7 protein-coding genes are annotated in these 8,106 nt (G+C 64.1%); 5 read left to right on the forward strand and 2 right to left on the reverse strand.

From position 1 onward, the window contains the following. Positions 1 to 500 (reverse strand): hypothetical protein (locus AC1DY5_RS32915; protein WP_478118318.1); only part of this gene is annotated, 500 nt, incomplete at its 3' end. A gap of 1,604 nt (positions 501 to 2,104) precedes the next feature. Between AC1DY5_RS32915 and AC1DY5_RS32920 the strand changes: the two genes are divergently transcribed. From AC1DY5_RS32920 to icmT, 5 genes are all read left to right on the forward strand, one after another. After that, positions 2,105 to 3,991 carry a hypothetical protein gene (locus AC1DY5_RS32920; protein ID WP_478118320.1) on the forward strand — a complete coding sequence of 629 codons (1,887 nt, stop codon included), beginning with the start codon at positions 2,105 to 2,107 and terminating at the stop codon, positions 3,989 to 3,991. 177 nt (positions 3,992 to 4,168) lie between these two features. After that, positions 4,169 to 4,612 carry a DotD/TraH family lipoprotein gene (locus AC1DY5_RS32925; RefSeq protein ID WP_478118322.1) on the forward strand — a complete coding sequence of 148 codons (444 nt, stop codon included), beginning with the start codon at positions 4,169 to 4,171 and terminating at the stop codon, positions 4,610 to 4,612. A gap of 6 nt (positions 4,613 to 4,618) precedes the next feature. After that, entirely contained in the window at positions 4,619 to 5,431 is an 813-nt protein-coding gene (locus AC1DY5_RS32930; RefSeq protein ID WP_478118324.1) for a type IV secretory system conjugative DNA transfer family protein, read from the forward strand. 6 nt (positions 5,432 to 5,437) lie between these two features. Continuing rightward, positions 5,438 to 6,709 (forward strand): ATPase, T2SS/T4P/T4SS family, encoded by a 1,272-nt coding sequence (locus AC1DY5_RS32935; RefSeq protein WP_478118326.1) that lies wholly within the window; start codon positions 5,438 to 5,440, stop codon positions 6,707 to 6,709. Next, the gene (gene icmT / locus AC1DY5_RS32940; RefSeq protein ID WP_478118328.1) at positions 6,706 to 7,017 is read left to right on the forward strand and encodes an IcmT/TraK family protein; all 312 of its coding nucleotides are present in this window, start codon (positions 6,706 to 6,708) and stop codon (positions 7,015 to 7,017) included. The genes AC1DY5_RS32935 and icmT overlap by 4 nt, the downstream gene beginning before the upstream one ends. A 339-nt stretch (positions 7,018 to 7,356) precedes the next feature. Here the strand turns inward: icmT and AC1DY5_RS32945 are convergent. Continuing rightward, a partial coding sequence (locus AC1DY5_RS32945) for a sensor histidine kinase (protein WP_478118330.1) occupies positions 7,357 to 8,106 on the reverse strand: 750 nt, incomplete at its 5' end.

The following is an 8,106-nucleotide window of genomic DNA, read 5'->3' on the forward strand; positions in this document are numbered from 1 at the left end:
GGCTGCAAGGAGGCGTTGAGAAGTGGTCCGAGATCCTGCTCCGCGATCGCCCGGGCCTTCACTCGTGCGTTGCGTTTGATCTCTTGAGCTGCGCCCTTGCGCGGGTTGAAGGCGCGAATGAGTTCGAGCCCGCTCTCCCGGACGGACGGCAAGAAGTCGATGTCGGGCTGCTTGAGCGCCCACATGATCGCGGCTCGGTAAGTGGCCTTAGTGCCGTCGGTGAGCGTGGTATCGGCGCGCAGCTGGTCGATCAGATCCGGTACCGAAACAAAGTCCGGATCGAGATTGAGGGCAGCCGCGGCGCGGTCCACCAGCATGAAATAGTTGCGCCGATAGCTGACGGCGGTCTTGTCCGTGACCGGCTGTACTGCGGATTCGTACCAGTTGCTCAGCCGCTGCGTTGAGGTCTCGCCTGAGGGGGCCGCGTTCGGAAAGTTATCCGGTTCGCCAGGAGTGCYGTCCGGGTTGGAGTCGCGGTTCAAGTCTTGATTGCTGTTCATTGGGTGCTCGGTCCCGGCGCCAGGCGGGAGGGTCTGGCGCGCGGGGTGCTGGTTCTAGAGGTGGTCGGGTTCGGGTGTGGACTKAGGCCATTCACATGGGACTGGTCCGCTGGGCCTGCTTGTCCGCCCGGTGCCGAAGGTTCCGAGRGGGCTCGAWTCCCCCGGTTTCCCCCCAAATGGCCGATAAATGTGACGAGTTCTGGTAACAAGTCGGGAAAACGGGCGAAATCGAGCGCCAAACCGACCTCGCGTGCAACTGGAGCTAACCATGCTTAGCTCCAGTTGACTGTCGAATTGGCCRGTCGGACGCCTGAAAACGGGCAGGGAGGAGGGGTGCGAGCAACTGGAGCTAAGCATGGTTAGCCGCAGTTGCCTGCCGCGTTTGCCTCCGTGGGGGTTGCCSCCCGAAAARCRGGACGTGTGAACTACCCCGACCCCAATGCGCGAGGAACTGGAGCTAAMCATGTTTRGCTCCAGTTCCTCGCTTCTAGATCTGCCTGGCAATTCACCCAGTTGTGACGCCTGACTGGAGCTAAMCATGSTTAGCTCCAGTTGCTCGCAGGCGCGGAATCTCCGGAATCTGTCAGGCAACTGGGCATAAGCATGCTTAGCTCCAGTTCGTTTGCATGAACGGCGGACAGTCGAGGCGCAATCCGACGGCCAACTGGAACTAAGCATGCTTAGCTCCAGTTGCCTGCAATGCATTCGAGGTGCGACGCGCCCAAATCGTCATTCGAAGGATTCGCCGGCCAGCATGCGGCGGCCGCTGAAGCCGGGGACGCGCGGAGGAGGGCGATCATCGTCGCGAGCGGGCGCCGCGGCAGCCGATTGCGCGCTCACTGGAGTCGCTTGCTCGGGCTGGGCAGCTGGAAACGGATCCGGGCGCAGCACGGGTTCGGCCGACGATAGAGCCGGAGCCGAGCTGGCGGAAAAGCGTCCGTCGCCCACCGGCGCTGGTGCGCCCGTACCCAAACTCTCGCTCGCAGTTGTCGGCGCGCGCTGGTTCGTTTGGGCCCCCGGCTCGACGGGTGTTGGCGTGCGCTGGATGGCCGAAGCCGACCCCAGCACCTCATCGAGCCGCCGGAGATCCGGGTCGACAGGCCGTCCATGCGGCGCAGACGCTCCTTCTGGACGACTAGGCCCATCTCCATGAGCTGGCGGATGAAGCCGTTCCGTGCTCGGTCGCCTGGGCGAGCCATGCCGGAACAAGCCGAGAGACACCCGTTGCATCGGCTAAGTCGCCAGCTTGGGTTGCGATCTACCAGAACTAGCCGTTGCATCTACCAACTTGCATATCGCAACGGGCGAGGGTGGCGGGAGGCGTGGTGGGATGGGATAGGGAAAGCCGTTGCATCTACCAAGTGGCCGCGCACGCGATTCTCGCCAGACGATGGCCGACTGGTAGAGAGAAAGCCGACAGAACTACCAGCGCCAGTCTGGGCCTTGCCCACCGATCAAGCCTCATCGAGTCCGGCTTGCTCGCCGAACTGGTTCTGACGAGATCCGAACACGACCCAACAAAGAAGTTTCGGCTGCTGTTGTGAACATGCAACCTATACTCGCCGCCGAGAAATTGTTAACTTCGCGTCAATAGGCACACACGAATGATTAATTCCAATGGCGACCGCTACTGCTACCTGAACGCACGCCACACGCTGGAGACCGCGGGAGCGGCCGGCGACGCCGGCTTCTACTCCAAGTTGCACCAGCTCCTGGCCACCGGCAGCCAGGGCAAGGCGCCACCGAAGCAGTGGGCCGCGATGATCAAGGCGCTCCAGACCAAGGGCGTGAAGCGCTCGGAGCTCGAGGACAGCAAGATCCTGGGGAGTCTTGAGGCGTCGGATTCGAAGTCCCTGACGAAGGACGAGGTCGCCGGGCTGGTTCTGTCGGGGCTRCCGACCGTCAAGGAGTTGGAGCTCGCACAGCCGCGCTATGCCAGCTGGCGCCATCCCGGCGGCGTGTACAAGGAACTCCTCTTCATTCTGAACTCCCAGCGGGACAACTTCCAGGATGAACTGAGCGAGCTTGAGTACTGGATCGAGGCGATGCAGTACGCCGCCGCCGATCTGGCCTTCAGCCTGGAATCCCTCATGGACGACCCGGATCTGCCCGGAAAGATGCAGGCCCAGATGAAAGCGCTGCGCGAGCTGCTGCCGAAGGCCTGGGACTACGAAGCATCTCACTTTCGGGACGCGCTCGACGGCAGCGTCGACAAGAACATCATGGCGCACGCGCGCATCACGGAGCGCGGCTCGCTGTTCTTCGTCGAGGAAATCCAGAGCGACTGGGCGCAGGCCGGCGGCAAGGCGAGTCGGGCCGCGGCGCGCGAGGCGGTCATTGCTCTGCTCGCGCAGAGGCTGGGAACGACCTACCTGCAGGGCGCGGAGCGGGAACTGCTCATCGGCGCGATCAAGACCAAAGCCACCGTCGAGCTTCGGGGGGTTAAGTACGACCCGAAGGATCCCGAGATGATCGCTGCAGCCGAGGCGGGCCGCGTCAAGGGGTGGACGGGGAGCACGCCGGCGGCGCCTTTTGTCACGAATACCGAAGAATGGTCGGGGCTCATCTTGCGCCGGCTCATGCAGCGCGCGGCAGCGATCCCCCAGGTGAATCAGTTCGCCTGGATCACCCAGTCCATGCGCAACGGCGGTCGTGCCGGCGGCGGCGCCAGCCTGGACGACTTCTACAAGAACATCCTACCGAAGCTGGCCGACAAACTGCTCAAGCCCCTTGGCGCCAAGGTGACGATGGGACAGGTGAGCCTCAACGGGGTGACGCATGATGTCCCCCATTTCGAGATGACACCGGCAATGAAGGAAGCGCTCCGTGGGCCGATGCCGCTCTACAGCCTGTCCCCTGTCTGGAAGGGCGCGCGCAACGGCCAAGTCGAGGTGAACCGCGTCCTGGCCGAGTGCGAACTCATGATGGGAACGGCTCGCCACGTGAAGCTGATGGACGCGCTCTACGACATTGCCAGGCAGCGCCAGGTCGCCGGGAAGTACATCAACAACGGCATCCTGCTGAACTTGCACGCTCAGAACCTCGACCGCGCCGCACGCCACGAGGCCTGGCACTTCGCCACTGAGAACATGCTGACGGTCGACGAGCGGGTCATGATGCAGCGCGAGTTCGCGGCGCACAAGCCACTCGCCCGCCGCACGCAGCAGACCTTGATCAACCTGGGCGAGCTCGAGGCCGCCCGCCAGTGCAGCCGCCCCGAGGAGTGCGCCGCCCACGCGTTCGCGCTTTGGAGCGCAGGCGAGATGGAGATCACGGAGCCGGCGCCGAAGAGCCTGTTTCAGGAGGTGTGGTCAGTGCTCAAGGACTGCGGCCGTTGGTTGGCCGAGCGTGTCTCGGGCGAAAAGGCCCCGACGACCGAATCCATGTTCGAAGCGCTTCGCAGTGGCGAGATGGCCAAGATGCGGGAAGCACGCGGCCACTGGCCCAAGGAGATGGACGTCGACCACCAGGCGCCGCGGATGACAGCCTGAGGACCGGTGTCCCGTGCTGCCGTCCCTCGAGGCCGAGGCGACGCCGTGTCAAAACTTCAACAGCCGCATGTCGGTGTGATGCAGGAACGGGCATTTGTGTCTTGCCGCTCTATTAACCGTGAGATAGTATCGGCGCGAATTAAAGGCACTCGCCCAAACATTCGTCTTCATTCTGATATGACCAACTTCTCGCGGATCCTCGTCGCTGGAGCAGTAACTGCAGCGCTCCTGGCACTCACCGCCTGCACCACGACGCCGGCGCCAGCCCCTTCAACGGACCCGGTGGCTGTGCAGCTCGACCGTCTCTTCCAAAAGTCCGCCAACCAGGCCGCATTCACTGGCAGCGCCGACGCCAAGGCGCCAGCTCCCCGAATGGCCGATGGCAAGCTCTGGGTCACCTGGCGCGGAGACGCAAGCGACCTCCTGAAGAACCTTGAACAGGTCACAGGCCAGAAGGCGTCCGTCACCGGCCCGACGCCGCGGCTTCCGATGTACGTCCAGGTGCATGCACTCGGTGTCCCCGTCGACGAGGTGATGCGCGACATCGGCTATCAGCTCGGTCAGCGCGCCGACCTGGTGCTCCTGCCCTCGGGCGTCGAGATTCGCTACCGCGCGTTCTGATTCCCCATGACCAGCAGAACCCCATTCATCAGCAAGGCGGCTCGTCTGGCCGTCGCCGTCATGGCGGTTGCCGCGGCGCAAGCCGCATCTGCTCAGACCCAGTCCCTCTCGATCGACTCGCTCATGAATGCGCAGGGCGCAACCGAGTCCGAGAGCCGGCTGAGCATGGTTCGAGAGACCGCGCTGCGCGAGACCGCCTTCGGGCTGGGCACGCGCCTGGGCCTGCTTCAGCGCTCGCGCGAGATCGCGGCGGAAGTCGCCAAGCGCGACCGCGAGTTGGACAAGCGCTTCGACTTCGGCGGTCTGATGATGGGCCCGGGGGTGCTGCCGCCGGTCATTATGGAAAGCAAGGACGCCATCTCGCTGGAAGCGACGACCATGCGGGTGTCCGGCGCGATCTACAGGATCGACGAACCCGCTCGCTTCGTGGCCATCGCTCCGACGTGGCGCGACTGGCTGCTGCTGGGGTTGCCGAACGAGGACTCCGCTGACATGGCCTCGGTGAAGAGCCTGCTGCCGCGCGACAGCGCCGAGCAAGCGTTCTGGAAGAAGGAAGTCGCCCAAGCTGTGGCCACTGGCCGGGCCCAGGCGCAGCAGATCTTCGAACTGAACGTCGCCAACCTCGAAAAGACCTACTTCGGCATGCGTCTCTTCTACGATCTGTGGAAGCGCGACATGGTCACGATCCCGGTCGTCGCGAGCGCGCAGACGATGGTCGATCACGAGAACCCGAACACGATTGCCGTGGGCAACACGATGTTCCGGATCACCCGCCAGGCCGGCTTCGAGGATTCGAGCCGCTGGAAGCCACTCGAGTAGGCGGCCGTGCTCGACGCTGCTAAATCCTCCGTCCCGCGCTTCTCCTTGCCGATCGGCAACATCCGGCGCGCGGACCTGAATGAGTTCCTCTCCAAGGTCTACGACCTGGGGGTTTCCGACATCAAGTTCTCTTCGACCGATTACGTGTGGGCCGAGGTGAACCGGCTATGGCACCCGGTGACCGATCGCCGTCTGGACGACTCCGAGGTGAACACCATCCTCGCGCTGCTCTTCAACGAGAGCGGGCAGACCGAAATTGGAGCGGCCAATGCGATCGACTCGCGGGTCGACGCGGTGATCTCCCGCGACAAGGTGCTCGCCTTTCGCATGAACGCCACGGGCTGCTCGGTGGGCAACACGCCCTCGGGCGTGAACATCACGCTGCGGGCCATGCCCCAGCAGATCTCGACGTGCGCGCAGTTGGGCCTGGAGCCGGAGTTGATGCAGAACCTCTTCCCGCGCTACGGGATGGTCCTGATCGTTGGCACCACCGGCTCGGGCAAGTCCACGCTGCTCGCGGCCGCGCACCGATACCGCCTCGAGGAGCGCCGTCACGATCCGGTGCACATCCTCACCTACGAGCAGCCGGTCGAGTACCTGCTCAAGGGCTACGCCGAAGGCTTCATGCCCGAGCCGACCCAGACGGAGGTGGGTGTCGGCGCGCAGCTGCGTTCCATGGACATGGTGGGCCCGAACGCGATGCGCCGGAAGGGCCAGGTCATCCAGATGGGCGAAATCCGCGACATGGACAGTGCGCGAGCCGGCTTCGAGCTGGGCGCGACCGGCCACGCTGCGTACGCCACCATGCACACGGAGACGCCTGACCGCGCGCTCTCACGGACGCTGCAGTTGTTCCCGCCGGTGGAGCATGCTCGCGTCGCCAACGAATTCATCGAACAGACCCGCCTGGTTATCGCGCAGAAGCTCGCGCGCCGGCTCGACGGCAAGGTGATCGCGTTCCGCTCCTGGTGCGTCTTCGACCGCGAGGCGAAGCGAAACATGGAGGATCTGCCGACCCATCAGTGGGGCCTGGCCGTTCGCAAGCTGGTGACCGAGCGCGGCAACGACTTCGAAGCCAAGTCGTTCGCGGCACTGGCCGACGGCCTGATCAGTTTCGAGAGTTTTGTGGAGGTGTCGTCCATGACGCTGCGCGAGGCCAACGAGTACTGCGCGCACCGTGGCTTCAACCCCAATGCCGGGGCCGCCGTCACCTCGCTTCCCGCCAGCGCGCCGGCCGCCGCTGATGGCGCGGCCACCGTCGAGGCGGAGGTCGCATGAGCAACTATTGGCCTCGGACGGGCAAGTCCTACCGCATCCCTGGCACACCGCTGCCGCCGCAGGCYGGCGCTCCGATGGTGCTCGCGCTCTTCCACTTCTCCTGGTGGACCCTCGCGATCGCGTTCGCCGTGTGCGCCGTGTTCGGCTACGCCGCCTACAAGAACCGGACGATCCTCTGGGCCTTGAGGCGCATGCGCAGCAAGATGCGCTCCGGCGTCGTTGCGGCCAGGCCGCGCTTCTATCGGCAGCGCTTCACCTTCGACCAGCAGCTGTCGGACATCGATTTCCGCAATTGGGGCAAGAAGTAGCTCACGCACCTGCGGCTTGCCTGCAAGTTCTCCCCTCGGCGTAAAACCGGCTCACGGCTGGTGGAGCGCACTTTGGCCTCCGACTTCGAAGTCGGGGGCGCTTTTCTTTCCGGTGTCCGGCGCGGTCACCATTCGACCAGCTTGCCTTCTAGGGGATACACACAGAATGCGCCCCTAGCCACTGAGAACCTGTGCCTCTTTCCAACAGCTCCTCCAGACCCACAGCGTAGATCTCCTTGYCGGCCATTCGTAGACCGTGGAATGTGGGCGCCCATTGTGTCGACGATTGTTCCGACGCGCAACAATCACCGCAACAATGGCTCCCGCGACCTGGTGGCGTCAGCCGAGGTCCAGCCCAAGCTTGCGATTCTCCGGATCCGGATCGACGTCCCCGATCTCCATGGTCACGCGCGTGCCGCGGCCTTCAACCGACGCGATCGTCAGCTTCGCGTTCAGCGCCTCGGCCAGGCGTGCCACCAGCGACAGGCCGATACCCATGCCATCGGGAGCAAGCTTCGTGGCGGCCTCCACCCGATAAAACTCTGCGAAGACGTTCTTGATCTGATCGGCGGGGATGCCGATCCCCTGATCCCAGACCTCCACGCGCAGCTTGCCGGCACGAACGCGCGCAGCAAGCAGGACCTTGCCGCCCGGCTGGCTGTACTTGATGGCGTTCGACATCACGTTCCCGATCATCCGGCGCAGGCGCATCTTGTCGGTCTGCAGCAGCGCGTCGGTCGTTCGCAAGCGAAGCTCAATGCCTTTTGCCTTCGCAAGCGCCTCGCCCGTGGTGAACAAGCCCTCGAGCACCTCCGAGATGCGCACGGGCTCGACCGCAAGATGAACCTCGCCGGCGTCGAATTTGGAAAGATCGAAGAGGGAATTGAAGAGGTTGTTGACCGCCGTGGACGCCATGGTGATCTTCGGCGCCAGTTCGAGGTGGGTTTCCGGATAAGCCTCCAGGTACTCGGCATAGAGCGAAAGCGCGATCACCGGTTGGCGCATGTCGTGGGTCGCCGCTGCGAGGAATCGGTTCTTTGTCTGGACAGCCTCAAGCGCCTCCTGCTTCTGCGCGGCCAGGTCGAAGAC

The organism is Variovorax sp. P4_D9, from assembly GCF_056401695.1.